The organism is Halomicrobium sp. HArcht3-1 (assembly GCF_058933345.1).
Genome location: NZ_JBZYDM010000007.1, coordinates 191,446 through 217,810, shown reverse-complemented (window position 1 = coordinate 217,810; position 26,365 = coordinate 191,446). Strand labels below are relative to the sequence as shown.

General features: G+C 54.9%; 24 protein-coding genes and 3 pseudogenes. 15 read left to right on the top strand and 12 right to left on the bottom strand.

Annotated elements, in window-relative coordinates; translation table 11 throughout:
* Nucleotides 1-320: 320 nt before the first annotated feature.
* Nucleotides 321-1,436, bottom strand: coding sequence for a hypothetical protein (locus AC5FRW_RS13655; RefSeq protein ID WP_493569008.1), 1,116 nt, complete (start codon nucleotides 1,434-1,436; stop codon nucleotides 321-323).
* A 122-nt stretch (nucleotides 1,437-1,558) separates the two neighbouring features.
* Here AC5FRW_RS13655 and AC5FRW_RS13650 point away from each other — a divergent pair, with 122 nt between their 5' ends.
* Nucleotides 1,559-2,317 carry a DUF8170 family protein gene (locus AC5FRW_RS13650; RefSeq protein ID WP_493569007.1) on the top strand — a complete coding sequence of 253 codons (759 nt, stop codon included), beginning with the start codon at nucleotides 1,559-1,561 and terminating at the stop codon, nucleotides 2,315-2,317.
* Between the two features lie 104 nt (nucleotides 2,318-2,421).
* On the opposite strand, the gene AC5FRW_RS13645 is transcribed toward AC5FRW_RS13650, so the two are convergent.
* From AC5FRW_RS13645 to AC5FRW_RS13630, 4 genes are all read right to left on the bottom strand, one after another.
* Nucleotides 2,422-2,766: a DUF5615 family PIN-like protein gene (locus AC5FRW_RS13645; protein WP_493569006.1), complete on the bottom strand. Its 345-nt coding sequence runs from the start codon at nucleotides 2,764-2,766 to the stop codon at nucleotides 2,422-2,424.
* 1 nt (nucleotide 2,767) lies between these two features.
* Nucleotides 2,768-3,061, bottom strand: coding sequence for a DUF433 domain-containing protein (locus AC5FRW_RS13640; protein ID WP_493569005.1), 294 nt, complete (start codon nucleotides 3,059-3,061; stop codon nucleotides 2,768-2,770).
* Nucleotides 3,062-3,375: 314 nt separating this feature from the next.
* Nucleotides 3,376-3,744 (bottom strand): hypothetical protein, encoded by a 369-nt coding sequence (locus AC5FRW_RS13635; RefSeq protein ID WP_493569004.1) that lies wholly within the window; start codon nucleotides 3,742-3,744, stop codon nucleotides 3,376-3,378.
* Between the two features lie 169 nt (nucleotides 3,745-3,913).
* The gene (locus AC5FRW_RS13630) at nucleotides 3,914-4,909 is read right to left on the bottom strand and encodes an HNH endonuclease (RefSeq protein WP_493569003.1); all 996 of its coding nucleotides are present in this window, start codon (nucleotides 4,907-4,909) and stop codon (nucleotides 3,914-3,916) included.
* A gap of 280 nt (nucleotides 4,910-5,189) precedes the next feature.
* On the opposite strand from AC5FRW_RS13630, the gene AC5FRW_RS13625 reads away from it, so the two are divergent.
* Entirely contained in the window at nucleotides 5,190-6,506 is a 1,317-nt protein-coding gene (locus tag AC5FRW_RS13625; protein ID WP_493569002.1) for an ATP-grasp domain-containing protein, read from the top strand.
* Between the two features lie 77 nt (nucleotides 6,507-6,583).
* Here the strand turns inward: AC5FRW_RS13625 and AC5FRW_RS13620 are convergent, their stop codons facing one another.
* Nucleotides 6,584-7,015: a TRAM domain-containing protein gene (locus AC5FRW_RS13620; protein ID WP_493569001.1), complete on the bottom strand. Its 432-nt coding sequence runs from the start codon at nucleotides 7,013-7,015 to the stop codon at nucleotides 6,584-6,586.
* 119 nt (nucleotides 7,016-7,134) lie between these two features.
* Between AC5FRW_RS13620 and AC5FRW_RS13615 the strand changes: the two genes are divergently transcribed.
* From AC5FRW_RS13615 to AC5FRW_RS13600, 4 genes are all read left to right on the top strand, one after another.
* Nucleotides 7,135-7,821: a DUF6735 family protein gene (locus AC5FRW_RS13615; protein ID WP_493569000.1), complete on the top strand. Its 687-nt coding sequence runs from the start codon at nucleotides 7,135-7,137 to the stop codon at nucleotides 7,819-7,821.
* Nucleotides 7,822-7,869: 48 nt separating this feature from the next.
* On the top strand, nucleotides 7,870-8,040 hold the full coding sequence (locus AC5FRW_RS13610; RefSeq protein WP_493568999.1) for a hypothetical protein: 171 nt from the start codon (nucleotides 7,870-7,872) through the stop codon (nucleotides 8,038-8,040).
* 455 nt (nucleotides 8,041-8,495) lie between these two features.
* Nucleotides 8,496-9,683 (top strand): hypothetical protein, encoded by a 1,188-nt coding sequence (locus AC5FRW_RS13605; protein WP_493568998.1) that lies wholly within the window; start codon nucleotides 8,496-8,498, stop codon nucleotides 9,681-9,683.
* Nucleotides 9,684-10,009: 326 nt separating this feature from the next.
* Nucleotides 10,010-11,149, top strand: coding sequence for a hypothetical protein (locus tag AC5FRW_RS13600; RefSeq protein ID WP_493568997.1), 1,140 nt, complete (start codon nucleotides 10,010-10,012; stop codon nucleotides 11,147-11,149).
* On the opposite strand, the gene AC5FRW_RS13595 is transcribed toward AC5FRW_RS13600, so the two are convergent.
* Nucleotides 11,137-11,589 carry a hypothetical protein gene (locus tag AC5FRW_RS13595; protein ID WP_493568996.1) on the bottom strand — a complete coding sequence of 151 codons (453 nt, stop codon included), beginning with the start codon at nucleotides 11,587-11,589 and terminating at the stop codon, nucleotides 11,137-11,139. The two genes, AC5FRW_RS13600 and AC5FRW_RS13595, sit on opposite strands and share 13 nt — an antisense overlap.
* Before the next feature lie 254 nt (nucleotides 11,590-11,843).
* On the opposite strand from AC5FRW_RS13595, the pseudogene AC5FRW_RS13590 reads away from it, so the two are divergent.
* A pseudogene (locus AC5FRW_RS13590) lies at nucleotides 11,844-12,835 on the top strand (transposase).
* A gap of 58 nt (nucleotides 12,836-12,893) precedes the next feature.
* Here AC5FRW_RS13590 and AC5FRW_RS13585 read toward each other — a convergent pair.
* Nucleotides 12,894-13,488: pseudogene (locus AC5FRW_RS13585) on the bottom strand (DUF8170 family protein).
* 129 nt (nucleotides 13,489-13,617) lie between these two features.
* Here AC5FRW_RS13585 and AC5FRW_RS13580 point away from each other — a divergent pair.
* From AC5FRW_RS13580 to AC5FRW_RS13560, 5 genes and pseudogenes are all read left to right on the top strand, one after another.
* A complete protein-coding gene (locus AC5FRW_RS13580) occupies nucleotides 13,618-14,031 on the top strand; it encodes a PadR family transcriptional regulator (protein WP_493568995.1) in 414 nt (137 codons plus the stop codon).
* Nucleotides 14,032-14,168: 137 nt separating this feature from the next.
* A complete protein-coding gene (locus AC5FRW_RS13575) occupies nucleotides 14,169-14,624 on the top strand; it encodes an SWIM zinc finger family protein (protein ID WP_493568994.1) in 456 nt (151 codons plus the stop codon).
* A 138-nt stretch (nucleotides 14,625-14,762) separates the two neighbouring features.
* On the top strand, nucleotides 14,763-15,686 hold the full coding sequence (locus AC5FRW_RS13570; RefSeq protein ID WP_493568993.1) for a transcription initiation factor IIB: 924 nt from the start codon (nucleotides 14,763-14,765) through the stop codon (nucleotides 15,684-15,686).
* A gap of 359 nt (nucleotides 15,687-16,045) precedes the next feature.
* Nucleotides 16,046-16,297, top strand: a complete 252-nt coding sequence (locus tag AC5FRW_RS13565) for an AbrB/MazE/SpoVT family DNA-binding domain-containing protein (protein ID WP_493568992.1) — start codon at nucleotides 16,046-16,048, stop codon at nucleotides 16,295-16,297.
* Between the two features lie 84 nt (nucleotides 16,298-16,381).
* Nucleotides 16,382-16,590, top strand: a pseudogene (locus AC5FRW_RS13560) (IS6 family transposase); the annotation flags it as partial.
* A gap of 138 nt (nucleotides 16,591-16,728) precedes the next feature.
* Here the strand turns inward: AC5FRW_RS13560 and AC5FRW_RS13555 are convergent.
* Entirely contained in the window at nucleotides 16,729-17,157 is a 429-nt protein-coding gene (locus AC5FRW_RS13555) for a CopG family ribbon-helix-helix protein (protein ID WP_493568991.1), read from the bottom strand.
* A 230-nt stretch (nucleotides 17,158-17,387) separates the two neighbouring features.
* On the opposite strand from AC5FRW_RS13555, the gene AC5FRW_RS13550 reads away from it, so the two are divergent.
* Entirely contained in the window at nucleotides 17,388-17,711 is a 324-nt protein-coding gene (locus AC5FRW_RS13550; RefSeq protein WP_493568990.1) for a DUF6788 family protein, read from the top strand.
* A gap of 527 nt (nucleotides 17,712-18,238) precedes the next feature.
* On the opposite strand, the gene AC5FRW_RS13545 is transcribed toward AC5FRW_RS13550, so the two are convergent.
* The 3 genes from AC5FRW_RS13545 to AC5FRW_RS13535 form a co-directional block, all read right to left on the bottom strand.
* The gene (locus AC5FRW_RS13545; protein WP_493568989.1) at nucleotides 18,239-19,585 is read right to left on the bottom strand and encodes an orc1/cdc6 family replication initiation protein; all 1,347 of its coding nucleotides are present in this window, start codon (nucleotides 19,583-19,585) and stop codon (nucleotides 18,239-18,241) included.
* Between the two features lie 1,115 nt (nucleotides 19,586-20,700).
* The gene (locus AC5FRW_RS13540) at nucleotides 20,701-21,153 is read right to left on the bottom strand and encodes a DUF7970 domain-containing protein (protein ID WP_493568988.1); all 453 of its coding nucleotides are present in this window, start codon (nucleotides 21,151-21,153) and stop codon (nucleotides 20,701-20,703) included.
* Nucleotides 21,150-21,989 (bottom strand): ParA family protein, encoded by an 840-nt coding sequence (locus tag AC5FRW_RS13535; protein ID WP_493568987.1) that lies wholly within the window; start codon nucleotides 21,987-21,989, stop codon nucleotides 21,150-21,152. The genes AC5FRW_RS13540 and AC5FRW_RS13535 overlap by 4 nt, the downstream gene beginning before the upstream one ends.
* 964 nt (nucleotides 21,990-22,953) lie before the next feature.
* Between AC5FRW_RS13535 and AC5FRW_RS13530 the strand changes: the two genes are divergently transcribed.
* Both AC5FRW_RS13530 and AC5FRW_RS13525 read left to right on the top strand, forming a co-directional pair.
* The gene (locus AC5FRW_RS13530) at nucleotides 22,954-24,228 is read left to right on the top strand and encodes an AGE family epimerase/isomerase (protein ID WP_493568986.1); all 1,275 of its coding nucleotides are present in this window, start codon (nucleotides 22,954-22,956) and stop codon (nucleotides 24,226-24,228) included.
* A gap of 149 nt (nucleotides 24,229-24,377) precedes the next feature.
* A complete protein-coding gene (locus AC5FRW_RS13525; protein WP_493568985.1) occupies nucleotides 24,378-26,360 on the top strand; it encodes a PAS domain-containing protein in 1,983 nt (660 codons plus the stop codon).
* The last annotated feature ends 5 nt before the right edge of the window (nucleotides 26,361-26,365 follow it).

Here is a 26,365-nt window from a genome sequence, read left to right as displayed (position 1 = left end):
TTTTGAGCCAGCGATGCGGCTTGTTTAACGAAGCGGAAGAGTACTCTAGTCACATTCACTCTTTCCGCTTCGCTTCCACCTTCAGAGCGACGCTATCCCCTCGCTGTCTCCGGATTCAACAGAGCAGTCCATACCAAAGAGAGGGCCGTCAGCTTGGTTTTCGTTTCGGTGTTGTCCTCGTCCTTGGTCGTTGACAAATGGGTGTCTGTTGGCACTCTTCTCCAGGATACTGATTCTGTTCAGACCAATCCAGGAGTGGCTCTGACTGTTCTCGACAAAGCATGGGACACACAGCTCGTTCCGAGTTAGCCGCGTGTCGCTCAAACGAGCTCCATCGCCTGCTCGGTCAGCCGGTAGCGATATGCCGGTCGGACAAACACGATCTGCCCGTAGTCTTTCGATTTCGTGACTTCTTCAGACGACTCGATCGCTTCGACAGCCGTATTGAGTCGATCGACTGGGTCACCGGAGCGAAGGTAATCCGTCACCTGCTCTGGCTCGATCCCAAACTCAGTAGCCACGATGCTACGAACACTCCGCCCAGCACCGTCAGCGACAGCAATAGACGGGGCCGAGGCTTGGAACCGCGGACTGTCCCGCTCTGCAGCGTCTTCGGAAAGCGCTGTAACCTGCAGTTCATCGTCGATGTGTGCAATCAAGGCATCCAGATTCGCTTGTGCTTCCGCAGTCACCTGCCCATTTACGATATCGTCGAGTCGCTCGCTAATCGCGAAGACATCTGGTCCGGGTGGGGCTGTCTGGGCAAGGATGCCAACATCGACGAGGTGATTCAGTACCGTCCGTGGTTGGTACTCGATATCGACACCAAGTGAGTCAAGCAGCTCGGTTCGCTTGAGACCCGCTTCGTCTGGACCGACTCCCGCATTGTAGAACGCCTTCGCGACGGTTACCTGGTCGTCGATGCTGTGTGTGTCTCCCTTTCGCTCCCGGAGAAACCGCTCTACGCGGTCGAAATCAGTGTCGTTGTCCTCCTCAATCGTGAGAGCGTCGCTGACTCTCTGTGGGAGTTCGGGACGCGGCGCATCACGGTGGCGCTGGGCCTTCTCCGACAAGCGCGTGTTATCGTACAGTGCGCGTGCGACAGGAAGGCCACGAAGATAGTTGTACTCGGAGAGAGTCTCCACACCGCGTTCGGTCAGGCCGTAGAACTGCGATGGGAGATCACGCGCGTCCTCATTCGGTGGATACCGATAGCACTCGATGATATTGTGGTCACTGAGAACCGCAAGCTGATCCCGGATTGCTGCCTTGTTCTTCGGCATCATATACGCCAGCTCATCTAGCGAGGGAAGATGATCCGGGTGGCCAAGGATGAACTGCAGGATCAAGTGGCGCGTCTCCTGAGAGAGGAGATCGTAGATCTGCCGCTGTTCTTCGAACGGGCCGTCACCATTCGCGGCAGGCGCATCACTCATGGTCTCACTCTGAGATTACTTCGGCAACGTGAATAATACTTCGGTTCAACTGATGTGGTCTAATCGAGTGTTAGCCAAACCAATTGGCAACCTATTTGCTCACGCGCCAAGGACCACACAGTATGACTGACCCCGGCCCACCTCCGAATGCGGCAGCGATCAAGGAGAGCGTGAACGACGCGCTCCAGGGGCTCGAACTAGAACCACACGAGACCTCAGAGATACTGGGATTCGCCAACCGGGAACTCCCACATTTGCACACGCCCGAAGACTCCTATTTTATCCTCGGCAGCTACCGTGATCCGTACCTTCGACGGCTCCGCATCGTCCAGAACGAACTGGACAAGCGCCTCGCCACATACCCGTTCTTGATGGCCGATCTTCCGGAATTGGATCTCGATCGCCTCCCTGTCTTTCGCATCCGATTTACTCTCCTCGCCGCACACGCCGATAGTATCGTTGCCGTGTACGAACAGGACGCTGGCGGCGAAGTCACCGAACTCGGAAAGATCAGTACGACACCGTATTTCGACAAATCATACGTACTCCCACGAGACTACGCATGGATGACCGACCAGAATCTCGATACGGAAGCAGACGTTCTCGCGGCTGCTGCGACGATCTACTTCAACGACGACCTCGACGACGCTACCACTGAAGCAGAACTCACCTCGCTCATCACAGCGGCCACGAAGAACGACATCAGCCTCACAACACCAGATGTCATAGACAGATTAGAGGAGCGAGAAGACAGCGAACCTGCACCCGTCTCATACAGCTGGGTTCACCTCAACGAGTTCCGCCTCTTCGAACTCCACGACCGATGCTTTGCCTGGTCTAGCCAAGATGATCTCCGTGATGTCGTCGATGACGTTCGGTAAGGAGCTGAATACGATCCCTCTACTCGGTTGTAGTCGGGTAGAACCACCTAGCTTCCAAGCCATAAGCTAATCAATCACTGATCGGCGCATCGTCCGAAGATCTCTCAGACCCATGCATCAAGTTCTTCTCGGCCTGCGAACTCCTCCCGATTCGAGTAGGTGTCGACCATCGTAATGAGGGCAGACGCGACACGATAGGCAGGCATCGTGTCGTCGTAAAGGAGAATAATTCCGGCATGGAGCTCACTCGGGAGTGCCCCGAAGTCCTTCACGTCGCTCGTCACGATAATGAGATCCTGTTCCCGAGCATAGGGGAGGACATCCTCTTCGTCGTCGGCCCCCTGACCGACTGTGTCCCGAACGTGGACGGCAAATAGATCTTCTTTGTCGAGATACGTGGCGACTTTCGGGTCAATATTCTCGTCGAGGAGAAACCGCCAGGCAGACATCTCAGGCCGTATCCGGTTCAACGCCGTCTGGACGTTCGATCGATTCACGGAAGTTCGCCATCGCTTCGTCGCGTTCAGCTTCGACATCACTCATTTCGCGCGGATGGTCATGATAGTACGCGAGTGCGTGATAGACGTCTGCTACGTCTAGGTCGTAGCGATCGGCGACTGTTTCGGGATCGACGCCGTGCTCCTCGACCAGCGCATATACTTGGCGGACGCTAATGCGATGTCCGGCGATATGAGGTTCGTCCAAGAGGTCGTGGGCGACACGACGGGTTTCCCGCTCAGCCATGCTCGTTACTACCATCTGCTGTCGCAAAAGCGTTCGCCCGAGACATCGTTCGCCGGTCCACTTGCCCGTTGAACCGGATGATCTGCTGGCAGTCGGCCGAGTGAGTACAGATCCCGATCAAATGCCGGAATACTGGTGTTGGGACTTGTGGACAGACTCGATTCGAGCCACTCAAAACCTGACGCCACGCCGGTTCACTTCAGCTCTTCTTCGACGCGCTTTCGGCCGCTCTCGTTGATTTTCTCGGCAATCTCCTGCACGTCGTGTTCGGTGAGTTCACTTTCGCTAATGAGTTCGTCCATCATTTCGAACCCTCACTCGTCTCCATCGCGTTCGCTGGGATGGGCCGTTTCAGGAGCGCTACTGTCCCACGCTTCGGCGTCGATACCTCCATCTTCCTCATCTAACTGTTCGCTCGCAGTGTGGAGATCGTAGGCGGCGGTGACGCGCTCTCTGTCGTCTGTGATGGCCCAGTATTCGCCCTTGTGCCGGACGAGCTCTCGATCCTTGAGCCGTGAGAGCGCAGTGCCGACGGTATTCGGCGCTTCCTCTATTGCACTCGCTATCTCAGCACGGGTGAACGCCTGGTCACTGTTGGAAAGCAGGTATCTGATCACCTGTTCGGGGACGCTCGGTCCCGAGGGCAGCTCTCCTGATTCGAAGTCGTCGATGCTGAGGGGCATATACCGAAATTCGCGTGCTACTGTAATTAATGTACTGCTGTACTTATGTGCTGGTGAATCATATTTCAGTGATCTTTCTGCTAACTGTCTTGGCAGATCTTCAGAGCGGACAGCAAACTGATGACCCCTCACTCCGTTCTACGGGAAGACACTGTACTATATCCCGTCTTCAATCCGCAACCCATCCAAGCCCTTCATTGTACGTACTAAGATATCCCGAATCAACACTCTCAGCAAGATCTGGGAATCGATCACCAGCTCGATCGACAATCGTCTCCTGTAACACTGTACTTTCTGTCTCAAACGACGGCGACACCTGAAGTCGGTACTCGTCGTCGATCGTGAACAGTTTACGATCGAAGGCGGCGTGGTGGAGCTTGCTCAACGGCACCACGTTCGAGAGATCAGCGCGATGGTCTGGATACTCGCTCCACGGGAGGATGTGGGCAACGTCGAGCAGGCCGCTGTGGTCCACACCTGAGACTGGACACGTCGATTCGTATCGATGCAGTACCGTCGCCCGAAACTCTGGATCCACCGAGCGAGCCGTCACGGTCGTCTCGTAGGTCCCGGCCGTCATCGTCCCTGTCTCGTCAGCCACACTCGGCGTCGACGATTCAGCCCACTGCTCGACAGCCGATTCGGTGAACTCGTGGCCGTCGTCAGTGAGCGCGTACGTTTGACCCTCTTTCTCGACGAGTCCAAGGCTCCGGAGCCAGTTCGCTCGTTGTTTCGCCATATCGGTATTCGCGGGGTCCCAGCCGAGTTCGGGATGGGTCTGGAGTTGCTGGCGATTGATTTCATCGATCGTCATCGGGCCTGGAGAGAGCGTATACAAGAGACTCCGGAGCCCGACGTTTCGACGGCACATAATCTCCAGTAGTGTCTCGATCGACCGTTCTTCAAAATACGTCCGACCTTCTGGACCGAGTGCCCACTGCCCATCGCGCAGTTCGAGAAAGCCGACGTTCTCCAGATAGTCGATCCGGCGCGTGATCGAGTCTCGACTGGACACACGATCGAACGTCCCACGATGCCAGCCGATCAGTTCATCTTCTGTGGGCTGGTGTTCGGAGACGAATTCGAGAATCCAATCGAGCGTCTCGACGTAGCTCGTTGCCCCACCAAACATCGGGACGATACTTCTGAGGCGCTCTGGATGCATCTCTTTCTGGATTTATTACACGGTTACAAGATTCTTGCGTGGTGAGGGATTCGTCGCTGTATCGAGTCGATAAACATCCTCGGCTGCATCGAAGTCACCGTCGAACGCAGACAGATAGCCGAGTCCCTCGGTTTGCATATATGCGACAATGCAGGCATCGAGGAAGGAGAACGGGCATCTGACTTGACAGAGAGAGGACCTCTCAGACCGAGTTCGAACAGAGCTATACATAAGCAGTGGTGAGACACATCACAACCACGGACGACTGGATGTGAATAAGATGACTGAGACTGCAGCAACGAAACGGATCGGGGTGTTGAGCCTGCACAATAGCAAGGAAACGAAAGCGATCCTGAACGCGATCGAGGCGCTTGGTCACGAGCCTGTGTGGATCCGCGAAGAGACGCTCTCGCTTGCGGTCGAGGGTGGCCGCGGTCGCGTCGACCCGGATGTCGACGCGGTCGTGAACCGGCTGTTGCTGACGAAGAGTAGTACGGGGCTTGCGGACCTCGGTGTGGTCGAACTCTTCGAGGACCGTGAAATCCCCGTATTGAATCCGAGTGCGGCCGTCCTCCGGACGACGTACGAGCCCGCGGCGTTGCGCATCCTCGCTGATGCGGACGTGCCGGTTCCAGACACCTATCAAGACTTCGACGGCCGTAGCGACGGATCTGGTGCCGATGACCGACGCTACGTTCGCAAGCCCGTACTCGGTACGAATGCCGCTGGTGTTTCGATCGCTGAGGAAGCCGACGACCGCCCGCCAGCGTCACGCCGGACACTCATCCAGGCATTCGTCGACACGGGAGATCACGCCTCCGACGTCCGTGTCTACGTTGTCGGGGGAGAGATCGTTGGCGCGATGCGTCGACATGCTCCCGACGATGATTGGCGGACGAACGTTGCGGTCGGCGGGGCGGTCGAGGACGTCACCGACGACCTCGACGACAGCGTTCGCGAGACCGCAGTGCGCGCCGTCGACGAGCTTGACCTCGACGTCGCGGGCGTCGACGTCATCGGAATGGAGCGCGACCCGTACGTCCTCGAAGTGAACGCCACAGCGGGGTTTAAGGGGCTCTTCGAGGCAACGGGTGCAAGCCCCGCACCCTACATCGCGCGCCTCGCAATCGAGCGTGCTGGCGGGACGGTCGACGAGGCAGGATTCGCCGCCCACGAGACTCGACTCGCCGACGAGTGGCCGACGTGTGCGTCCTCGCGTGACTCCGAGGAGGACTTCCTCACCGTTGGCTACACCGAGAGCGTAGACGTCGCCGCTGGGGGTGGCATCGCCACTGCAATCGCTAAGTCCGACACGGGCGCCAAACGCACTACCGTCGACCTCTCACTCGCCGCCGAGGTCGGCGCCGGCCCGCTCGAAGGCACGACGAGCGTCCGCTCGGGCTCCTCAAAGTCGAGCAGTTCGCGCCCCCTCGTCACCCTCGACATCCGCGTTGGCGATCGCTGGCATGAGGTCACCGCGGACGTGATCGATCGCGATCACATGAACTATCCCGTCCTCCTCGGCCGGGATATCCTCGATGACTACTTCGTCGACGTTTCAACGCGTGCTCCCGGCGACGAGACAAACGAGGAATGACAGTCCACATTATCACTACAAAGGATTGACTGAGCGGGCAGTGGTGTCTCCCTGCAAATCTATACGAAAGAGGGGTGTCACTCGTAGTAACTCACACGCTCGACAACCTCGGCAAAGGCGACGTTCTCTCGCACATCTGCAATCTCGACGACGACGCGCTCGCCCAGTTCGGTCTCGGGAACGATGAGGACGAAACCACGCTCAACCCGGGTGATACCATCACCCTGTTCGCCGAGATCCTCGATCTCGACAGTCCGCTCTTCGCCCTCTTCGACCGGTGGCTTTGAGCGGCCACGTTCACGTTCTGGTTCAGCTTTTGTATCAGTATCAGCGTCGGTATCGTTGGCTTCCTCATTGGATGGGCAAGGCAAGACAGCGACACGATACGCTTCGCCCTGCTGAAGATCGCCAAGTCGAATTTCTTGTTCTGGGACTTCGATCAAATATGAGTCGTCTTGCTGTTCGACATCGGCAGAGAATACACATCGAAGTTGGTCTGAGATTTCCATCAGTAGTCTCTTGCGCGAGATACCAAGGCAGAACACTTGATTCTACTGTCCAGCAAGGCAGGCAACTGCTCCTATCGGAACCCCTTGGGTAGTGATGATATGAATCAGATGGTAGCCCCGTGAAGCACGCCAACGACACCGCATTTTATCACCCCCAGAAGGGTGCGGGGGAATCCCGCAGATCAACTATGGGACATCGAGCACTCGTTGCCTACGAACGACCGGATGGACTGTACAACTGCCACTACTCTCACTGGGGCGGTATGAACCTCAGACTCACAGACAAACTGTCGAAGGTGACGCCGTTCGGCGGACATACTCCTTCGAGGGAAATTCAGACATACTTCGAAGAACTTCTCGACACTCCTCGTGACACCACTCCTCGCTCACCACCGACGAACGATTGCCCCGTCGATCTCGACCCACTAGAGGTCGCGATCACGCTCGACGACATTGCCTTCACAACGCTCGATTACCTCCATCACGAAGCGTTCTACATCGTCTCGGAGACCTTCGAGATTACACCATATCGAACGTGCTGGCTTGGGCTCACGCAGGATTCAGAAACCATCGAAGCGGCACCGACGATCGGCAACGGCGCGTACTATACCGTTCGGTGGTACGAGGGCGTCCCCGTTGGAGACGGCGTCATGCGCGGTCGGTGTAAGGCCCTGAAAGACCTGACTGGCGATATGCTTGATCGCGGTGTCTTCGACCAAGAGAGCGCGACGAGATACATGATCCAGAAGCTCAGAACCTGGACTCGTGAGCAAGAACTGCACGTCACCCGGCCAGCACAGCCGTAGTTGTATTGCGCCCCGACGGGCGAGGGCGCATTCATTGCCCTCTCAACTATGTCCGAGAACGAACTTGCAGAACTCGTCGACGCCGAACAGCAACTCCAAGCATTCCTCGTCGCGACCGCTGAAAATGACGTTCCCGAGCTTGCGCTCATCGCGATCCTTCGTGACTATGCCGATCTCGTCGAGGAGCAGGGATACGTCCCACGGACGTGGCGTCGGTAGAACAACGGCACTGGTGCGATTCTGCTAACCACTGTTATGGGAGATCTTCAGCCACATCAACGAGATCATACTCTGTCTGCCAGAAATAGAGTCGTCCTTTCTGGTCGAACTGCTCTGTTGAATCCGATGACAGCACGGGGATCACGATCTCTGAAGGTGTGATTTTCTTGCGTTTCGTCGTCGAGAAATTGGATCGATCTACCCAGTGATCTCGATCCGTTCCTTCTCTGCCGAGATTCCATCTCAGAATTCTCTCGACAGCGCTCCTGAACCGACGACAGAGTGAATCAATCCCGACGCCTTCTGTGGGTTCAACAGAGCAGAGTGATCCCAACGCCATCTGTGGATTCAACAAGGCACATAAATGCAAATCTAAATTTGTATCGAAAATATATAATAGAGTAATCCAAATTCAGAAGAATATTTAAGCTGGATATTTGATGGAGTTAGTGCCGATGTCGAATAAAGGCAAGTTCTCGATAAGCAGAAGAAATGCATTAAAGACAATCTCTGGGTTGGGCGCTACTTCCGTTGTCGGCCTTGGAGACATTGTGAGCCCTGTTGAAGCTGCAGATAACGATCCAAAGAAACATTGGACTCAACCAATGCAGCAGTCGATGTTGAAAGACCAATCAGCATATCAATCGTCCACCCTCTCATGGTATGGATCTGGATACTTCGATAGCCGAGGATGGATGCATGATATCGCCTTGGGAACAGTCGCCTGTTCACAGTGGGATTCTGGATCAGAAATCAAAGACATGGTGGGGAATTATTATGAATTTTACCCACAGGATTACAATGACGATGGAAATGTTGATCCAGACACAAATGGTACCAGACAGGGAATCTATCCAGACGGACAGGATAACGATCTTCCAGATTGGGTTGAACTGACTTTCGATGTGGCCGTTGGCTCTCTTAGCGCTCCAGCAGCCTTTGCTCTCGCTGTAGATGATTTTGCAGAAGAACTCCAACCAAAGGATGGATTTAGCTCGATTAAAAACGACCAAGGATTTGAATTTCTCAATACCGTTGGATACTTTGATTCCGATTGGTCAGATATTGCTCACTACCAACGAGCTCTATACGAATCCGGAACCGAGTCAAAATCAGACGATGACCTAATCGTCCACGGCCGAGGCGGTCGTGGGGATTCAAATTGGACTACTAATGTCATGTTCCAAATCTCATTCTGGAAAGGTGAGACAAACTACGTAGATAAGGAGACATACAAGAACCAATGTACTGGAGATTGGACATGTACCAGCCAGAATAGTTCAGTGTCCGATGAACAAACTGAGCCAAGGTCGAACGGTCCTCCATCCGAACTGCCAACAGATAATGCAAACCCATTTAGTGGATCTACTAAACAGGGACGTGAAGCGGCAACAGTAATTTCATCAACTAATCCTCGCGAAATGACTCGAAATGAGCGGGCAGCTCTTGGAATTAAACGAACTGATAATGTAAATAATCCTGACTGGAACCGAGAGATTAACGGAGAAACACCTTCTTTCATTGCAACTAAGCTCCCAGCAACAATATATGGCAGGAAAATTGCTGAGAACGCAAATGGTGTCGTGAGCGACGACCATGGAGTTATCCATCAAGGGATACCATCCGAACTAAGCGACGATTAATAAGCCCTACACCACCACACGCACATACGCATCTATCTATAATTTTAAATATTTATATTTATAGTTTTAATTAAAAAATAATTATATTATGTGAAATTATAACTTCTACTATATGGTAAAGTTTATAAAAACAATACCAGAATGATACTTTAATGCCAGATCGGAGAGATTATCTCAAACAAGCAATTTCTTGTTCATTAATAAGTGTTTGTGGATGTACAGACTATCAGAATTTATCCTTCTCACAACACACCAACAACCATACATCTACCAAGACCACCAATCTACAACAGTCATCAGAGATATATACCATATATGAGTCACAAATGGCAGATTTCAATTATGGTCAGAGCCAATTTGAATATAATATAGATTATACCATACCTGACACTATCACTGATTTTTCTGTGAATTTTAAATCACTAAGTGAGTCATATGCGTCAATAGAGAATGTAGAAGGAGGATTCATTGAGGATAAATCGTTTATATGGGACAGTGAAATAGAGCCAAGCATTACTCTCAAAATGGATTTCTCTGGGCTGCTTTCTAACAGTCCATTGCCCACATTTCTCTCTGAAGACTCCGCTCTTGCACCCCTCCCTGAAACTCGACTTAATTGGAACGCATCAGAACAAAACCGAATTGCTGTTAACAAAAGATACAATACAAAAGGCTCTGGTTTCTTTGGAACATCGTTTGCATATATAGGACCGTATAATAGTTATCACCAGAATAAGAACAGTACTAAATACTCTGTAATTGTTCCTGCATCAAATGACTCTACTATTGATTCGAATAAAATATTGACTGTGCTCACATATGGTGCAGAATACCTCAAGTCACGATTTGAAACAAGTCAAGTCTGTCTATTCATAATCCCTCAATCAGTTAATCCAGAATATGACGGAGGGTTAGCAGTGGGTCAGGACCTTTTAGTTGCAAGCTCAAGTATAGAATTAACACAACTCCAGAACATTGTCACGCACGAGTATTGTCATACACTGTTCGGCAAGTTTGACAACAAGGCGATGTATTGGCTACAAGAATCATCAGCCCAATATTATGGAATACTATTGTCTTATAATTATGGGATGGGAAACTTTAGAGAGTTTATTAATGCTGTGGAGGCAAATCAAAATCAAGATGCTATTCTCGCAGCTCAAAGACGAAACAGATCTTCAAAAGCAGACTACAATAAGGGAGGTCATGTTCTTGCAGCACTTGATGCAAATATCCAATCGGCTTCGCCTAGTTCATTAATTGATGTTTTAGCGGGATCGGACTATGACTTATCATCGTTTGATGGGTTTGCCAATGCAGTAGTAGATGTCTCGGATGATGAGTCTCTTCGAAATTGGCTGAGGAGATATATTTGGACTGAAGCAATTCCCCCCATACCTACATCCAACGAATACTTCCAATTCGATTCCGAGACAGATTGCAAAGACAGCTCTCAAGATGTCTGAGTGCTGTCATCGCAACTGAGATCTGGAAAAACCCCGACACTCCCATCTGGGCGGAGTTGAAATGTCAGATGTACCGTTCTACAATTAGTATCTTCAAAAGAGGAGATCAATTCATCACCGCTTGTCTCAATAGTCTTGTCACCTGTGATTAATTTGAAGCTATAATCTCTTTTTTCAGATAATTCATCAGAATTCACTCGCCATACTGAGGACTGCTCCGAATCTTTAGGGGCAATCTTTTTTGATTGAGAGAATACAGATTTATTACCCACTTCCACCACTAACTCTACTTTTTTCTCACTATCTGTCCAGTTTAGCACGTCAACTTGAGCCATTCTGACAGAATAATCAATAGTCGAGGTGCACCCAGGGATTAATGTTAAAACTCCCGGAAAAAGCTTTAATATTTTTCTTCTGGTCGGCATAGTTCGTAGGGTCATTTATAAATAGAGGATCACGTCCAGATAATCCTTTTGAACTATCCTCGTCGAACTTTAATACAGATAAATCTCTCGGAAAATTCAGTAGCTACGGTAGGGATTTTCGGGTTCTGGAGTGACGTGGACGCCTGTTTACCCGACGATACTCATGCCAAGGTCGACTTTCCAGATGTGGATACATATGAAGGGTATACCGTTAGAGGGTGTCATAGAACGATTACCACACCAAAGAGCAGGGTGAACGCTGAGGTGGAATGAGTTCAGCGACCCTGCAAGATGATCCTTCGGTAGAGACGTTCTTCAATGTCGCGGAGGCCGAAACGTTAGCGTTGTTTGAGCATCTCTCTTTCGAGTTTCTTGGAGGGTTCAACGTGTTCGCCCCGGCGGAGACGGGGCGAACACGAGAGCATGAGTCACCAGAGATGATGCGTGGCCTCCTCCATTGCTACTACCACGATATCTACGGTATCCGTCCCGTTGCACGAGAACTACGGAACACCGTTGTTTGGCTGAGCTGTGGCTTCGATCGACCGCCGTCGAAAGACGCGGTCGATCGGTTTCTCACCGACCTCGAACACGTTGTTGACGATGTCTTCGACCGACTCGTCGAGCAGGCCGCGGTGGGCGGCCTGCTCGACGTGACCTACTGCATCGATTCAACCGACGTGAGAGCGATGGCCGCCGACCAAGACGCCTCAAAGTGCTACGATCTAACCGCTGAAGAGTACTACCACGGATACGGCTGCACGATCGTCTCGACCGGATCAAAGATCCCAATTGCAGCAGAGTTCACAGAGAGTAAGCAAGCGCCAGAGGAGACGGCGATGCGCGTCACCCGTGACGCGCTCGCCGTCGATCAGCCGATATAGATGGTCGGTGACAGCGCCTACGATACGCTCGACTGGCACGACCACTTGCTGGCCGCAGGGGTCGTGCCAGTCGCTCCGTACAACGCGCGAAACACCGACGAACCTCTCGACATCGAGTACAGGGTCGAAGACCGTATTGAGGAACACAGCGAAGACGTTCAGCTGAAGCAATCGACGCGGGACGAGACATATAATCGCCGTACAGGAGTTGAACGAACCAACGAATCAGTGAAGGACTGCGGCCTCGGGCGAACGCACGCCCGAGACCGCGTCCACGCACGAGCGCAGGTCTTCCTTGCGCTGTGTCGCGTCTCGTCGTCGCAATCACGAACTTCGAACGCGGAGATAATCCGGGAAGTACCGTGATCACGGTGTGAGAACTCTTCTATGACACCCTCTATCTAATGAAATTCGGAGACGAGTCACACCGCAGTCTCACACCTTTCGACGTTGCCTCGCTCCACGATGTCCCAGCCTACCCGTTACCACAGACTGCACCGGATTCCCTGCCTGCTCACGTTCGAGCAGAACTCGAACAGAACGGTTCCGGTCGAACAAATCGAAGACACCGTCCTGCATCCAGCCGAACGAATGATCCTCGTTTTCGTACTCCCGCTTGAGCACGTGGCTCTTTGAGAAGTATTCAGTCGTCCCGACGAGCAGTCCTTGCTCAACGAGGAAGTCGCTCGGATCCTTCTCAGCGACACCCACAAGGAACGTTACGATATCAGCGATCAGGCAGAATTTCTGGATGCTGTTGTCCCACTCACCTTTGATGTCGACCATCCGGAAGGCGTACGCGTCAGTGCGTCGGTTGAGACGATCCACGACGAGGTTTAATCGTCGGATTGGATCTCGGTCGTAGTTCCCCAGTACGAAATACGACCGATCATTCTCGTAGACCGGCGTCAACTCACTCAATGCGTGGAGAATCTCTTCGTTGTCCGCCAGTGAGATCTCTTCTTCGTCCAGTTGTGTCTTTGGCACTGGTGAGGACATCTTCGGGGACCGGCGTCTCCTCGTCAGACATACATCGCCTCTCTCCCGGTCGTGCCATATACGTTCTGAAGTGATTTACCCACTCAACTACTGACTAATTCGTCTCTGAGTAATTTACTCAAGAGTAAACTACTTGTCGCCAGAGCGGTAACTGTGACGTATGAGCACCGATCTGGGAACCACTGAGAGTAGAGAAACCCGCGATCTCGTCCATTTCGTCACTCAACAGACGCGCTTCGCACTTATCAACAACATCCTCCAGCACCCCGAGCAGTTGCCTTCGATGTACGAACTTGTGGAGCTCAACCCCAGCGTGAGTGACGCCACCGTCTACAAGCACATCCAGAAGCTTATCGACGCCGGTATCGTCAAAGAAGTCGCACTGGACGACGACCAGCGCCGGCAGGGCTATCCATGGAAGTTCTATGGCCTCACGGATGGGGGGCGGGAATTCCTTGAGGAGCATAATCTGCTCGCTGCCGAAGAGACGCTCCAACAGATCTACGAGACGATCTCCGACAAGCCCGAGAAAATGGTCAAATACGAGAACGCCCCGCGTCCGGACGACGTGTGAAATCAATTCGTTGAAGCGGCTTCGAAGCACCCGTCAACAACTGTTTTCGCGCTCTTTGTCTCCAGTGAGTCCTCCAGAGACGCGACGCGTTTTATCGCCCCCTGAGGGGTGCGGGGGCACTCCCCTCGCACTTCGCTATGACTGATCACCCACTCGATCAACTCGACGTACCGAATCGAATCATCAAGCGCGCCCAGTATGAAGCCCTGACGTTCGAACTCTTCGAGACGAACGTCCTCGTTCGAAACGAGAGCCACGCTGACCCAGAGGATCACGAGTATCTCGTGGTGATCGACGATGGGCTTCCAGTGTCGTGTACCTGCCCCGCAGATGAACACTACGAGAATGCCTGTAAGCACCGTGTTGCTGTGGCAATGCGCCGGCCAATCATCGACTTCGCCAACGAAACGAAACTAGTCGCCGACGGGGGCTTGAGGACTCGCGAGAGCGGGAGCGATACACCTTCTCTTGACGAGGTGAGCATCGAGCAGGAGGATACAGAAGACGATCCCGAGGACTGTGATTGCGATGATCTTCCCGATGAGTTTCCCTGCTGGGAGTGCTATCGAGCTGGCAGACAGACGTTCAAATGACTCTCAACATCGTCTCCTGCTCGGATTGCTGGTTGCGAGAACATCTTGTCTATCCCGTCCACACAGCCACCGCTGCCGCCTGTTTTTATCACCCCCAGAGGGGTGCGGGGTGTCACAACAGATGCCCTGAGTTCGATTATGACCACAACTCCATACGAGCGTAGCTTTGATGAAGATACTTCGAAACAATGCAGCGGGACTTGCCCCGAATGCGATGGCGAGATCGAAATAGACGGAGGTGAACGCACCTGTCGAGCGTGTGGGCTCGTCATCGACGGCTACGGCATCGCCCACGACTTCGAACCACGGACCTTCGAGGATGGACTCAATCGAGAACGGACGGGTGCGCCACTCACAAACGCACGACACGACCGCGGTCTCTCCAGTCAGATCGGTCGGTGGCGAGATGGGAAACACAACGTCCTCCCAGAAAAGAAGCGCCGACAACTCAGTCGACTCCGTCGCGAACACAACCGAGCACGTTTCCAGTCGAAAGCAGAGCGAAACCTCGCCTTTGGCTGCACTGAGATTGCCCGTCTCGTCTCAGCGCTGGAACTCACGCGCGAGACGACCGAGTTCGCCTGTTCGATCTTCAGGCAGGCCCAGGATCGTGACCTCTTCCGGGGACGATCACTCGAAGGATTTGCGGCAGGCAGTGTCTATGCAGTCTGTCGCTGCCGATCGCTTCCGTATTCCACACACAAGATCGCCGACGTTGCACGATGCACTGAGCAGGCGCTGACGAACGCCTACTCGATCCTCAACGTCGAACTCGGACTCGAAACAGCGATCCAGTCACCACAAGATCTCCTTCCGAAATTCGCTGACGAATTCGATCTTTCACAGGCAGTTCGTCGACAGGCACGGACGCTCGCTGAGCGAGCAAGCGATGAAGGACTGGACAACGGTCGCAATCCTGCAGGCCTCGCAGCAGCAACCCTGTATCTCGCTACACAGGACCACGAGTTGTCGATCACACAGGCTGATCTAGCGGACGTGGCAGACGTATCGATCGTGACGCTTCGGGCTCGCCGCGACGAGTTGCTGGCGGTCGATAAGTAGAGGGGAATTTGGTCACACCTGCGATGGTGAAGAGACTATATCTACACTGTCGGTCGCCGATGTCGTTGCCTCTGGATGGTATGGACGCCATCACCTTAACCAACAGATGGCCGGATTACAGCCATTTTGTTGGTTACGTTATTCTGCGCTCGCCGAGGACGGAGGCGCGATCTGATCTCTGTCGAAACTAACGACGATCCTTGAGGATGCCGAGCGCGTCGCCGAGCAGCACGACCAGGTAGTGCGAACGGTAGGCAACCAAGGAATAGAGTCCGTCCTCTCCTGAGAGACTTATCTTGTAGCATCAGGTAGTGTGCCGCCACACTAAGTTTTTCACGGTCGGTCACATACCGGGAGATATGAGCAGCGACAGGATCGACGCCGAAAGCAAGGTATCTGGAAACCAGGCAAACATTCCCGCTCGGATTCGGCGTGAACTCGATATCGACGATGGTGATCAGCTCCGCTGGCATATCGAAGATGACGGGAGTATCCGAGCTCAAGTCATCCAACAGCAGACGGGTACGTTCGCCGATTTCGACGGCTACGCTGGTGAGGAGCCGACCGATGTAACGAGCGATCACGACGCCTGGGGCGTCGACATCGAGTAACCACATATACGTATTTTCGGCCGCCTTTTCTGATCGTGTTTAATTAAGCGTAAAAAGTGAGGCGGGAGAATTTCTTGCTGGTCTATGGCAGAAATCACCCGCCTCATTGAAGTTAGAGACTGGATCGATTTGGATTTTGTGGGGCGCGAGCGGACACCCGAGCCAGCGATGACGCGGGATATTCAATCGTACGTGCAAGGCTGTCGTTGTCGAATACTGCCGATTTACTCGAAGATCTGGGTGCCCAACGCAGTCGGAAAGCAATCCACGATTGGGTACAGAAAGGCGATCTATAGCCAGAATCGGGTCGGTCACCGAATTAGATTCGCTTGACGAGCGCCGTCTTCCCGAGCCGTCTCCGTCCGAAGATCTAGCTCACGATACACTCGTATCGATCTCGTTCGTCGAATCAACCGCACTCGCGGCGTCGATCAGCTCATGTCGGCGAGCGGTCCAAAGTCGTCCACCGGGAGCACAGAGTAGTCGATGGTGAGCGTGTCTTTCGTTGCGCGGATCTTTCCGACGAACGTCGAAATCTCTTCGAGTGACCCCTCCAGAACGAACAGTTCCATGCAGTGATGGCCGCCGACGTGACTGTGAAAGTTCGACGCGACGATCCCTTCGTGTTCGTGTCGAAGGTGCATCATTTTCTCCTCGACGCTCGTCGTTTCGTAGTCGAAGACCACAGTGACGACACCCATCAGATCGCGGTCTTCAAGCTTCTTGTCCTCGAATTCGCCCAGCAGATTTCGGCTGGCCTCACGGACCACTTCACTCCGCCCCGTGTAGCCGTGATCGTCCGCGAATTCGTCGATTCGTTCGAGCAGTTCTTCCGGCATGGAGACGCTGACGACGCTCATATAACAACACAGCCGCCCTCAAATATTAAACTTTAGCATAGTAGCCCGAGTTCCGCGTCTCGAACACGCTCGACTGGCCGAATCGAACGAAGCGGCGGTCGTTCGCTGAGCGACTGAGATAGGTGCTGGCGGCGGCTGAGTTCGGAGTTGCTGGCGACAACGAAGTACGGAGTTGCTTTAACCAACAAAGCTATGCCTGTTGCGCCAGTGTTGGTTAACTGTGTGATCGGATGTCCGAGGAACCACCGACACCACCGACAGACGTTCCCGGCGACACCGTCGACGCGCTCGACGACCTTTCGCCGGACCTCCTTCGTCAGGTCGCCAGATACGCGGAGGAACTGGCTGCACACCGTCAGCGTGCACAGCGCCGTGACGAGCAGGACGCCCGCGACGAGACACCACAACGGTCCGACGATGTCCCTGAAGACGTCCCGTCGAGAGCGACGACCACGGTCAAAGAGATCAACGACAACCGCTACTATTACTGGCAATGGCGGGACGGAGAGAAAGTGAAATCGAAGTACAAGGGACCGGCCGACACCGAAGAGTAGGGGCGTCCACAGGGATGGGCCGCCAGACGCCCGTCCGTCCTGACCCCCCGTGTGCGAAATGAAAGTACTGTGTTTCGAAGGACCGACAAGAGAGTGGATTCCCGCGGTCGAGCCTCGTCGCATCGTTCGAAGACTGACCGAGACCGGAAGGTGTCGCCGCACCCTCCGTGTGCGAGATGAATTCTCGCTGAATACAGACCTCTCGTGGGCAAACGCGACGAATCTCGTAGCCGTAATCACACAGACCCCGTGTGCGAAATGAAAGCCGTCCAAGTGTGTATCTTTCCTGTCGTGGTCACTCGCAACCCCGTGTGCGAAATGAAATCCACGGTACGATCCTCAGCGCGAATGTGGTAGAGAGATATGCGTCCCACACCCCGTGTGCAAGATGAAATCGGCAGGAACGATCGACAATACGAGAGCGAGTCTTCCAGTACTGAGTTGGAAAAGGCCGGCGTGTCTAAACGACTCTCCTCTCGTCGGGAAATGACCGAGCATGGTTCGTCGCGACAGCGCCAGTCACTCGATTAGTTCCCTTCGAAGAAGTCCTCGATCTGTGCGCTGACGACGGACTTGATCAGTGTCTCGTCTTGCTCGACTTCTTCGAGTCGGATGTCCGCTTGCAGCGTCTCCGCGACGACCTCCGGGTCGTCGACGAACGTGTACTCCTTGTGGACACCGCTGCCGTAGCCTCGACCGCGCTTTTCTGAGGTGACGAAATTGTAGGTCTCTGCCTCACTCATGTAACGAAGATACGAGTCCCGAGATTTCTCCTCGGTGTCGAGCAGGTCAGTCAGGTACTGATACACCCGATACGCGACCGTACTGGGGACGGCATTCAGATTGCGGTGTGCGTAGACTGGCACGATCGCCGTCGCGAACAACGAGAGTTTCTTCTGTGAAGACAGCCCTTGCATCTGTGTCAGTGTCCGATCGCGCTCGGCCTCTTTCTGTGCATCGCGGACGTGTTCTTCACGAATGTGCTCGTCGCGCTTTCGGTCCGCGATCTCGCCCGACTTGCGAAAGAGATCGATCGCCTTGCGCGCGTCCCCGTGGTCCTGTGCAGCGAGCGCGGCACTCAGAGGGATGATTCCATCTTCGAGGACACCGTCCTGAAAGGCGTCACGCCGGCGTTCGAGAATTGCCTGCAGTTGATTGGCGTCGTAGTCCGAAAAGACGACATCCTGGGGATTGAACGAACTCTCGGCGCGACCGTCGAGTTCCTCCATGAATCGCGGATCGTTCGTCAGGGCAGCGACGGAAACGTGCTGGTCGATTCGGCCGAGTTGCGATGCCCGAGACAATTGATACAGGAGCTTCGAGTACGCCGGTTCATCACTTGGGTCCCGCTGACGTCCGACCAGAAGATCGACCTCGTCGAGAATGATGACGACCGAATCGAAGTTCTCGCTCAGGATGTCGTAAAATCGATTGAGCTTCTGGTTGGTCGAGACACCACTCTGCGGAACACCGACCTCGACGCCAGCCTCAGCGGCTGCGTTTTCCACGAGCTGGTAGACCGCACGGTCGTGGGACTTGAGCGTTTGACAGTTGATTTCGACGACACCGAATCGCGTCCCCTGGGAGTTCGCGAGTTCGACGACCTGCTGACAGACAGCGTTGATGATTAGCGACTTGCCAGTTCCAGACGGTCCGTAGAGAAGCATATTCGGGGGACGATTGCCCTGTAACGCTGGCCGGAGATACGTGATGATATCCTCGAGTTGCTCGTCGCGACCGACGATCCGGTCCTCGTCGATGACCGCATCGGGGTCGAGCAAGCCTTTATCCCGGAACACCGAGTTCTGAACCCCTTCCTGCAGACGTCCTTTGATAGACTGCGAGAGAGATTGTTGATCGTTCTCGTCGGCCATGATATCGGCATGTAGTCCGATCCGTAAATAAATGATGGGTACCGCGTGCGATATCTAATACGGAGAATCTATCGGATTAGACCGTTGCTACGTCCAGATCGTGCGGAGTGGTAAGATACCGTGGGCGAAATCAAATGTCGAGTGAGACACCCCGTGTGCGAAATGATATCCACTGCACGGATCTCGTTGCAACGAGGATGAGGAACTTCTGACCGGTCGTCTTGATTCGGATGAGCTGCTCGATAGCGTGAGAAGAGACCCCCACCCCGTGTGCGAGATGAATTCGGTCAACAGCAGTAGTGGTGAGAATAGAGCCAAGCCGAGAGGGTGCTACGCGAACGGTGAGAACGCCACCCAGAAGTACAGTACACCGCTGAAAACGTTCTCTGGACGATCAGCGCCACATTACCGCCAGATCCCGCTTCGACCCCCCACCCCCCGTGTGCGAGATGAAATGAGAGAGAAGGTATGAGAGAAAGCGAGAGGAAGCCACAGAAGTGGAGGAGAGGGTAAGAGGAGTCAAAACTCGCGAGAACGAAATTTCCACGGGAGAGGGTCAGAGCAGTCGCTCATTGGAGAGTTACTCAATGAAGATCCATAGAAATCGACGACAGTTAGCAGGCTGTCGTTGAATGCTCTAGATCTTGATTCAGGATAGCATGCCTATCCTTCATCAGATGTTGTTCTAGTGCGGTTTTGGTTAGAAGCTATTCTACATAAAGGTTTCCCTCATTCAACTACTGTCCCTAAATCCCTCGATAGAGACCTTTCTACAGCCTAAATCGGCGATTTCCAGCCACTCTGACTTCCTGACCACTGTTCCCCCACCCTCTCTTTTCTCCAATTTCATCTCGCACACGGGGGGAGGGGGTTCTCTTTCCTTCCGTCGGTCAAGTCGATCGTTTTGACCTATCTTTGGCCATTCTCATGCCTCGTCTCACAGTCTTCGATCACACGCACCCCTCGTGAGAGATGAATTTGCTGACAGTAATTCACTTCGCAGACGGTGTCTCCTAGCACCCTGATCGATGCACGAGCAGCATTCATCTATAGAACGAGGGATGTGTGAAAAAGACAGGCGTGTGTGAAAGAGTCGTGTGTCTGATCGATCGTCGTCAGCTATTCTTCATCCCGTAGCCCCACCGTCGTAGCACCGCTTCCGGTGTCACGTTCTCGCCACCCGCGACGATCATCGCCTCGACAACATCTGTCTTGTAGACGGTCTCGTCGAACTTCGCTTCGATGGCGCTGACGGTCTCCTCGATTAGCGACTCGGTACCGTCCTGGAGAAACATCGGTTGCTGTGAGCGGTCGTCCTTGACGCTGTCACGTCGATACTTGTATGGAAGTGCCGACGCAGATTCGATGGTCTCGCTTTCCGATAGACCGGACTGTCCTTGCGCTCGCCCATTTGGCTGTGATACTGACTGATCGTCGGCCTGCTCGTCTCCGGCGACGTGCTGGCTCTCGGATTCGTTCGCTGGCTCTGTCTTGGTCTCCGTTCCGCCTGCTTCATCTGTCTCACTCGGTGACTCTGCGAACGGATCGTCACCGGCGCCGGATTTCATGCTGGTGCCTCCACGGTTGCCCGAAGTTCGCCAGCAAGTCGTGTGATCTTCTCGAGTGTCTCTCGCTCGTAGTCTCGTTCTCGACTTCGATGTTCTTCCACGTAGGTGAACGCAGAACACTGCTGTCGCCAACATCCCTCGAACAGTGACCCACGCTGGTTCAGGATGACTGGGATCTCGTACCCCTTCGCGCTGATCTCGTCGAGCATATCCTGTTGGTCGTTCGTCCCGGCGAAGTTGTTCGGGACGATCGCGAGGACGCCGACGTTGATATTCAGGTTCGCTTCGAGTCCCGGAACGAGGTCTTCGAGTCCGTCGACGCTCTTGAACCCCTTGCCGCTTGGCTCGAACGGGACGACGATCGACCGCGTCGCGTGGATCGCGTTGTACAGCTTTACGTCGGCAGTCGCTGGCGGATCGACGATGAGCGTGTCGTAGCGCTCGTGGATGTCGTTGTCTCGAAGCACACGCAGCAACTGCACGTTCCGATTCCAGTTCTCTCCGAAGTCGTTGGCTTCCTCTTCACGCCGCTGGAGATGTTTAGCCAGCATTTCGAGGCTGTTGTGTGCCGGGATCACGTCGACACCTTCGCTGGTCTTGATCAGGTCGTCGAATGCACCGCGTGGCCGCTCGACGAGATGTCGCACCAGCGAATCTGCCGAACTGTCGTCCCGGTCGTCGTCGACGTCGAGCAGGTACGACAGCGATGCCTCCTGTGGATCGAGGTCGATGACCAGCACGTCACGGCCTTCGCGCGCGTCGGCGACCGCGAGATTCGCCGCCAGCGTCGATTTCCCGACCCCTCCGGCTTCCGAATACGTCGTGTATGCCAGCATATTCTATGCCACGCACTATCCAACTATAAAACTCAGTCAGACGGTCTGACCATATGGTATAGCTATATGGTATAGCTATACTATTAGAAAAACCCTCTCTTGTCCTCGGTTCTGCTCTTTTTGACCTGTCGTTGTGATACTGCCCCGCATGATCTATACGTGACATCGCAACGTATCCGACCGGAGATCCACGTAAGGAGAATTAACCAACAATACGCGAGTAGAAACCCGAATGTTGGTTAAGACTCTCTATTTGAGATACCTAGCGGATCTGAGCGAGTCATCAGGAGTGTCTGGACCGACGTTGATCGAATAGTTCGATAGCAAAGAGGTACAGCTTATTCCAATTAACACGATATGTCTGCCGTTACGACGACTTTCATGCTACAGACCTCTGGAACCCCGTGCGTGACGTGACTTGACTTCATCCGATTGTAGTGGACTATCGACAAGAATCACAGCGGTATCGATGTCGTGGTCCTCGCGTCGTCCGACAACGTCTGTGCGAGCGATGGTCTCAAATACCGCCCTCAATGGCTCTCCACCTCTGTGTATCCGCTCCGATCAAGATCTAATACAGCGGCAAGCCGGTCCCGCTCGTCGTCCGTTCGATTTACCGTCCCGTTGACCACGACGTGATGGGGAAATCGACCAGACTCTCCCCATCAAACGCCTTCGTGAATCAAGTCGTGAAAAGCTGAACGAGCACGATCGAAGCCAACTATCAAAAAACAAATCTGTATTCGATGTTGGTAGCTAAAGCAGACGCGATGAGTACCGAGCTCCGTGAACAATCGCGTGGTGTCGCGACTCAGTCCACGGATGCCCCGTCGACCTCGTCGACATCGTCACTGAAGCAGACGGATCCAGCATCGATCAGGTCGAGAACGGATTACCCTGCTCTTCGACCGAACAGCACAGCAAGAGAACGAACAATTAAGTGCCGAGCAAATCGACTCCCTGTATGCCAAGTGAAAGCCCACTGTCTATCGAGTCGTACCTCTCGCGATTAGAAACGAACCTGCAGGAAACCGTCCTCGATTTCTGGTATCCGCGTGCCGTCGACGATGCCCACGGTGGCTTCCTCACGAGCTACGACGCCGACGGGGAGTTCGCCGGCAACGACCGGAAGATGATCGTTACTCAGGCCCGGATGGTGTGGTTTTCCGCGAGAGTGGCGCGTGAAGGATACGGCGATCAGTATCGCGAAGCGGCCCAGCAGGGATTCGATTTCCTCACTGAGGAGATGCGCGACGAGGAGTCCGGTGGGTACTACTGGGAAGTCGAGCGGGACGGAACGGTGACGAAGCCGAACAAACACATGTACGGCCAGTCGTTCGTGCTGTACGCGCTGTCGGAGTACTACCGAGCGACCGGTGAAGAGACGGCCCGCCGGTACGCGAGCGATCTGTTCGACGTGTTCGAACGGCAAGCCTACGACACGGAGAACGGCGGATACGTCGAATACTTCGAACCAGACTGGACGCCGATCACGTCGGGCGGTACGTACCTCGACAACATCGAGCCGGATTGGTCCCCGAAAGAGGACGTGGACGCCGAACTCGATCCGTCGACGAAGTTGATGAACACGCATCTCCATTTGATGGAGGCGATCACGACGTACTATCGAGCGACCGAAGACGAGGCTGCGCGCAAGCGACTGGACGAACTGTTGACGATCAACACGAACACGGTCGTTCGAAAGCGACTCGGTGCCTGCACGGACAAGTACACTCCCGACTGGCAACCACGGATCGAACAGGAGGACTATCGGATCGTCTCCTACGGACACGACGTCGAGAACGTCTGGCTCACGATGGAGGCGGCCACTGCCCTGGACCGGCAGTTGACCTACTACCGTGATCTGTACGACACGCTCTGGGACTACACGCTTGAGTACGGATACGACGAGGCGGACGGAGGCCTCTATTTCTACGGTCCCTTCGACCAGTCGGCTACGAGCCGGATCAAAGCGTGGTGGGTGCAGGCCGAAGCGATGACGAGTGCGCTCCGTATGTTCGAGCTTACCGGCGACGAGACGTACGCGCAGGTGTTCGAGGAGATATACGACTTCATCGAGACTCATCACGTCGACGAGACGGTCGGTGAGTGGCATTCCGGCGTCACGACCGAACTCGAACCGGTCGGACGAAAGGGTGCGATGTACAAGGGCGCATATCACAACGGCCGCGCCCTCCTCGAATGCATCAACACCCTCGAACGGATGCAGGATCGTTGAGACCGGACGAGATAGCGTCGCTTCGGGGTTGTGTAGCTGAGCGCTGGCAGAACGGGCGGTGATAGTAGAGACGACTGCACCACTCCGAGACGACAGTGCGTGTTGACAAACGTTTTGTATTCTCGGGACACGCAATACGTCGTGCGCTGATGAACCCGATACTCTCCCCTCCGAAGGCAGTCGTCGTGGTCGGTGCCGAGGGCACGCGGCGTGAGCGGCTCGAAACGGCTCTCGACGACGTGGCCGACAGTGTGTACGTTGCCGAGTCGACGGCACGGGCAATGGACGTGCTCTCAGAGCACGACGACGTTGCCTGTCTCGTGCTCGCGCCTGACTGTGACGACGTCGTCGGGTTCCGACGGGATGTCACAGACCGCGACGAGTATCTGCCGGTCGTCCTCCTGTTCGATGGCACGGTGGCCGATGTCAGCGACGTGACTCGGGCTGGCGAAACGACGCTCGTGCCGACTTCGACACCGGACGAGGAACTGTGCGATGTCGTCGCCGACCACCTCGATACGTATCGTGACCGGCTCGTGACCGCCGAAGAGAGCGATATGCTCCAGTCGTTCATGTCCTCGATCGAGATTCCGATGTTCGTGAAAGACGAGGAGGGTCGTCATCTTCGGAAGACAGAGGCGTGGGGCGGCATCGATCCCGATGTCGTCATCGGGAAGACCGACCGGGAACTGTACGCGTACGATCCCGAATCGGCCGAGCAGTTCTACGACCACGACATGCGGGTCATCGAGAACGGCGAGCGCATCGTCGACCGTGGGGAGGCGCCCGGACCGCCGGGCAACCGGTACTGGGCGCGGACGACCAAGGTACCGTGGTACGACGACGACGGCGCGGTGAAGGGACTGCTGGGGCTGTCCTACGAGATCACGGATCTCAAGCAGAAAGAACGGCAACTCGAACTGCTGAAAGACCGCTTCGACCAGTTCGCGACCTTCCTCTCGGAGGAGGTTCTCGACACGCTACAGACGGCGAACGGACAGCTCGGCATCGCCCGTGAGACGGGCGACGAAGACGCCTTCAGGGCAATCGAGAGCGCCCACGACTGCATGGAACAGCGACTGCGGGACCTCAGTACGATCGCCCGCAAGCCCCCGAACGTCGGTGCCACGGAGAGTGTCAATCTGGCGTACGTCGTCAACGAGGTGTGGTCGTTCATCGCGACCGGCGACGCGCAACTGGAGTTGAACGTGCCCGACGAGACGCTTATTCACGCATCGATGGGCGGGATCCGACCCATCGTCGAGAGTCTCCTCCGACACGCAGCCGACAGCGGTGAAGGCGTGACGGTGTCCGTCGGCGCGCTTCAGGAGGGCTTTTACGTGGCCGACGACGCGGCCACGCCCTCGAACGACTGCGGGCGAACGACCGAAGGTGGGTTCCAATCACCGACCGACGGACAGGGATCCGGCCTCGCGTTCGTCTCCGAGATCGTCGAGCACAACAACTGGTCGCTGACGGTCACCGATCGCGAGGAGACCGGCACACGGGTCGAGATCCGTGGTCCACTGGTCGTCACCGGCACGGAGACGGACTGTGTTCCGGGTGCGGACCTCTCGTTGACCGAGAGCGACCCGGTCGGCGAGGGAGACGTGACGGGCAGTGTCGAGGTCGAGTCCGTGAGCAACTGGTGGACACTCGCCGGGACCACGGGCACACAGCGACAGGAACGGGACTACTACTTTGCACACACCGCTGTCGAGGGGGACGCTCGTATCGAAGCGCGACTCGTCGACATCGAGCACGGCAACGACTACGGCTCCGCGGGACTGATGGTCCGTGACGGACTCGGTCCCGTCGACCCGTACGGGTTCCTGGGCTGGACGGTCGGCCGTGGTACAGAGGTCCTCTGGCGGACGGACACGGGCGGCGAGACGAGTCGACACCTCCTCGACGACGACGCCGGGCCACAGTGGCTCCGAATCGACCGCATCGGCGAGACGGTTACCTATCTGGTCTCGCTCGATGGCTCGAACTGGCGTCGTCTCGACCAGCGACCGGTCGCACTGTCGGATCCGATCCACGTCGGGCTCGCTGTCTCGGGTGCGATCCCGACCGACGAGTGCGAGGCGACGTTCGCCGACGTGACGGTCTGTGAACTCGACTGTGAGTGATGGCC

Bases quoted from the DNA above. Each gene is read 5' to 3' on its own strand.
- AC5FRW_RS13550 (WP_493568990.1), top strand. From the start codon at position 17,388: ATGTCCGAGGAACCACCGACACCACCGACAGACGTTCCCGGCGACACC.
- AC5FRW_RS13545 (WP_493568989.1), bottom strand. From the start codon at position 19,585: ATGGCCGACGAGAACGATCAACAATCTCTCTCGCAGTCTATCAAAGGA.
- AC5FRW_RS13600 (WP_493568997.1), top strand. From the start codon at position 10,010: ATGGCAGATTTCAATTATGGTCAGAGCCAATTTGAATATAATATAGAT.
- AC5FRW_RS13565 (WP_493568992.1), top strand. From the start codon at position 16,046: ATGAGCAGCGACAGGATCGACGCCGAAAGCAAGGTATCTGGAAACCAG.
- AC5FRW_RS13605 (WP_493568998.1), top strand. From the start codon at position 8,496: ATGTCGAATAAAGGCAAGTTCTCGATAAGCAGAAGAAATGCATTAAAG.
- AC5FRW_RS13645 (WP_493569006.1), bottom strand. From the start codon at position 2,766: ATGTCTGCCTGGCGGTTTCTCCTCGACGAGAATATTGACCCGAAAGTC.
- AC5FRW_RS13575 (WP_493568994.1), top strand. From the start codon at position 14,169: ATGACTGATCACCCACTCGATCAACTCGACGTACCGAATCGAATCATC.
- AC5FRW_RS13595 (WP_493568996.1), bottom strand. From the start codon at position 11,589: ATGACCCTACGAACTATGCCGACCAGAAGAAAAATATTAAAGCTTTTT.
- AC5FRW_RS13530 (WP_493568986.1), top strand. From the start codon at position 22,954: ATGCCAAGTGAAAGCCCACTGTCTATCGAGTCGTACCTCTCGCGATTA.
- AC5FRW_RS13630 (WP_493569003.1), bottom strand. From the start codon at position 4,909: ATGCATCCAGAGCGCCTCAGAAGTATCGTCCCGATGTTTGGTGGGGCA.
- AC5FRW_RS13635 (WP_493569004.1), bottom strand. From the start codon at position 3,744: ATGCCCCTCAGCATCGACGACTTCGAATCAGGAGAGCTGCCCTCGGGA.
- AC5FRW_RS13525 (WP_493568985.1), top strand. From the start codon at position 24,378: ATGAACCCGATACTCTCCCCTCCGAAGGCAGTCGTCGTGGTCGGTGCC.
- AC5FRW_RS13580 (WP_493568995.1), top strand. From the start codon at position 13,618: ATGAGCACCGATCTGGGAACCACTGAGAGTAGAGAAACCCGCGATCTC.
- AC5FRW_RS13655 (WP_493569008.1), bottom strand. From the start codon at position 1,436: ATGAGTGATGCGCCTGCCGCGAATGGTGACGGCCCGTTCGAAGAACAG.
- AC5FRW_RS13640 (WP_493569005.1), bottom strand. From the start codon at position 3,061: ATGGCTGAGCGGGAAACCCGTCGTGTCGCCCACGACCTCTTGGACGAA.
- AC5FRW_RS13620 (WP_493569001.1), bottom strand. From the start codon at position 7,015: ATGGAAATCTCAGACCAACTTCGATGTGTATTCTCTGCCGATGTCGAA.
- AC5FRW_RS13650 (WP_493569007.1), top strand. From the start codon at position 1,559: ATGACTGACCCCGGCCCACCTCCGAATGCGGCAGCGATCAAGGAGAGC.
- AC5FRW_RS13570 (WP_493568993.1), top strand. From the start codon at position 14,763: ATGACCACAACTCCATACGAGCGTAGCTTTGATGAAGATACTTCGAAA.
- AC5FRW_RS13555 (WP_493568991.1), bottom strand. From the start codon at position 17,157: ATGAGCGTCGTCAGCGTCTCCATGCCGGAAGAACTGCTCGAACGAATC.
- AC5FRW_RS13625 (WP_493569002.1), top strand. From the start codon at position 5,190: ATGACTGAGACTGCAGCAACGAAACGGATCGGGGTGTTGAGCCTGCAC.
- AC5FRW_RS13610 (WP_493568999.1), top strand. From the start codon at position 7,870: ATGTCCGAGAACGAACTTGCAGAACTCGTCGACGCCGAACAGCAACTC.
- AC5FRW_RS13540 (WP_493568988.1), bottom strand. From the start codon at position 21,153: ATGAAATCCGGCGCCGGTGACGATCCGTTCGCAGAGTCACCGAGTGAG.
- AC5FRW_RS13535 (WP_493568987.1), bottom strand. From the start codon at position 21,989: ATGCTGGCATACACGACGTATTCGGAAGCCGGAGGGGTCGGGAAATCG.